At 63.7% G+C, this 2887-nt stretch carries 2 protein-coding genes; both read left to right on the forward strand.

Annotated features, from left to right (window positions below):
• A partial coding sequence (locus tag VF769_RS06970) for a DNA translocase FtsK (protein ID WP_331007662.1) occupies window positions 1–2126 on the forward strand: 2126 nt, incomplete at its 5' end.
• A 168-nt stretch (window positions 2127–2294) separates the two neighbouring features.
• A partial coding sequence (locus VF769_RS06975) for an ATP-binding protein (protein ID WP_331007663.1) occupies window positions 2295–2887 on the forward strand: 593 nt, incomplete at its 3' end.

Consider the following 2887-nt stretch of genomic DNA (forward strand, 5'->3'; position numbering starts at 1 on the left):
CCGCCGGCGCGCTGCGCATCGCGCGCCAACAGCTCGTTATGAGCATCGATCGCCGCCGCGTGTTCGCGGCCCTTGCCGGCGTGCTGCTGCTCGGCGCCGCCGCCGCCACCATTCCCACGCCCGACGGCTGGCCGCTCTCGGTCGGCTTCGGCGGCATGATCGGCGACGGCGTCGCCGGCTTCATCTCGGGCCTCGCCTCGATGCCCGGCCTGCCGTTCCCGCGCGTACTCACAGGTTTGCTCTGCGCCATCGGCGGCATTCTCGCCATCGGCTGGTCTTTCCAAGTGCGCAAGGAAGACGTGAAGGCCGCCGCCAACGCCGCGCGTCGCATCGCCGGCGGCGCCGGCCAACGCGCGCAACGCGCCATCTCCTACGTCTCCGACAAAACCCGCCGCGAAGACGAGCAACCGAGCGAGCGCATGTATGAGCGCGCCGCCAACATCGCGCGTGAAGAGCGCGCGCCGGCGCCAGAGCCGCAGCAGCGCGCCCCGCGCCCGCAACAGCAACGTCCCGCGCCGCCAGAGCGCGCGCCCCGCGCCGCCGCCCCGCGCGCCGAAGCGCCGAAGCCGCAAAAACGCCAAGCCAAAGAGCATTCGACCTTCAGCTTCGGCCGCCCGTTCGAATTGCCGGACACCGATCTGCTGGCCGAGCCCAAGCAACGCAGCAACCAAACCGACGCGCAAACGCTGCACGCGATGAGCCGTCAGCTCGAAGGCGTGCTGGCCGATTTCGGCGTGCAAGGCGAAGTGCTCTCCGCCCGCCCCGGCCCCGTCGTCACGCTGTTCGAGTTCGAACCCGCCGCCGGCGTGAAATCGAGCCGCGTCATCGGCCTTTCCGACGACATCGCCCGCTCCATGTCCGCCACCGCCGCGCGCGTCGCCGTCATTCCCGGCCGCAACGCCATCGGCATCGAATTGCCCAACGCCAAGCGCGAAACCGTCTATCTCAACTCGCTGCTCAACAGCGCATCCTTCGTCGGCACGCAGGGCGATCTGCCGCTCGCGCTCGGTGAGACCATCGAAGGCGACCCCTTCGCCGCCGACCTCACGAAGATGCCGCACTTGCTCATCGCCGGCACCACCGGCTCGGGCAAATCCGTCGGCATCAACGCCATGATCCTGTCGCTCTTGTACAAGCACACGCCCGACGAGTGCCGCTTCATCATGATCGACCCGAAGATGCTGGAGCTCAGCGTCTACGAAGGCATCCCGCACCTGCTGCACCCGGTCGTGACCGATCCGAAGAAAGCCGTCGTCGCGCTGAAATGGGTCGTGCGCGAGATGGAGGATCGCTATCGCCGCATGTCGAAGCTCGGCGTGCGCAACATCTCCGGCTACAATGAGCGCGTCTCCGATGCGCTTGAGCGCGGCGAGCGCCTCGAGCGCACCGTCCATGCGGGCTTCGATCCCACCAGCGGCGAGCCGATCTACGAAACCCGCGAGCTGCCGCTCGAGCCGATGCCCTACATCGTCGTCGTCATCGACGAAATGGCCGACCTCATGATCACGGCCGGCAAGGAAATCGAAGCCGCCGTGCAGCGTCTGGCGCAAATGGCGCGCGCCGCCGGCATCCACGTCATCATGGCGACGCAACGCCCCAGCGTCGACGTCATCACCGGCACGATCAAAGCCAATTTCCCGACCCGCATCTCCTACCAGGTCACCTCGAAGATCGACAGCCGCACCATCTTGGGTGAGCAAGGCGCCGAACAACTCCTCGGCCAAGGCGACCTCTTGTTCATGGCCGGCGGCGGCCGCATCCGCCGTCTGCACGGGCCCTACGTCACCGACGCCGAAGTCGAACGCGTGGTCGACATGCTGAAGGCCCAAGGCGCGCCGCAATATCGCACCGACGTCACCGCCGAGCCGAACGAGAACGCCGGCTCCGACGAACCCGAGCTGTTCGCCGATGGCGAAGGCGGCGGCGACGAATTGCTCGAACGCGCCATCGAGATCGTGCAACGCGACCGCAAGGCCAGCACAAGCTACCTGCAGCGCCGCCTCTCAATCGGCTACAACCGCGCCGCCACTTTGATCGAGCGTATGGAAAAAGCGGGCATCATCTCGACGGCCAACGCCGCCGGTAAGCGCGACATCCTGATCGATGAGCTGGAGGATGAGGATTAGGGGGTGGCAAACGAAATGGAAAGCCGCCATGGGGAAACGGGCTAACCTCGTGGATATAGTGGGCGACGTTTGAAACAGCACACCACAGGTGCCCTTTCGGAATTTCCCGCCAGCTGTATGATTCCGACATCTACCGTATGCGTCGTGCGGATACCCGGGTGATGTCAAATGGCCTCGCTGAAGCCAAATCTTGTTAAGCGCGTCGAGCGACTTCCGAAGCCGACAGACGTCGCTGACGCAATGCAGCCGCTCTTTGAGGCCATAAGCAATGCCATTCACTCCACCCAAGCCAAATTTGGCGAGAACGTCGCAAGGCTGGGTCGTGTGCATGTCGAGGTATCGATAAACCGTCGGAAAGAGAATGTATGGGCCGTAGTCGAAGACAACGGCGTGGGGTTAGACGCAGCTAACTGGGAAGCTTTCACCACAACGGACACCGACAATAAGATCGACATTGGCGGCAAAGGTGTGGGCCGTCTGCTTTGGCTCGACTGCTTTTCGCAGATCGAGGTCGCCAGCGTCTTTGCCGAGGATGACACTCGGAAAGAGCGGACATTTAAGTTCGCGTTGTCGATGGAAAATCAGATCACGGATCACAAACTCGAAAACGCTCCCGCCTCAAAGCCGACGGGATTTCGAGCGCGCTTCAATGGCCTGAAAAACAACGGCTACCTTGCGAAATTTCCAGGGCGCAAAGAGTATGTTTTTCAGCACATCACGTCTCACTTCTTGCCAACGTTTATCGGCGGACGTTGCCCTTT

Source organism: Vitreimonas sp., from assembly GCF_036392335.1.
Classification (GTDB): Bacteria; Pseudomonadota; Alphaproteobacteria; order Caulobacterales; family Aquidulcibacteraceae; genus Vitreimonas.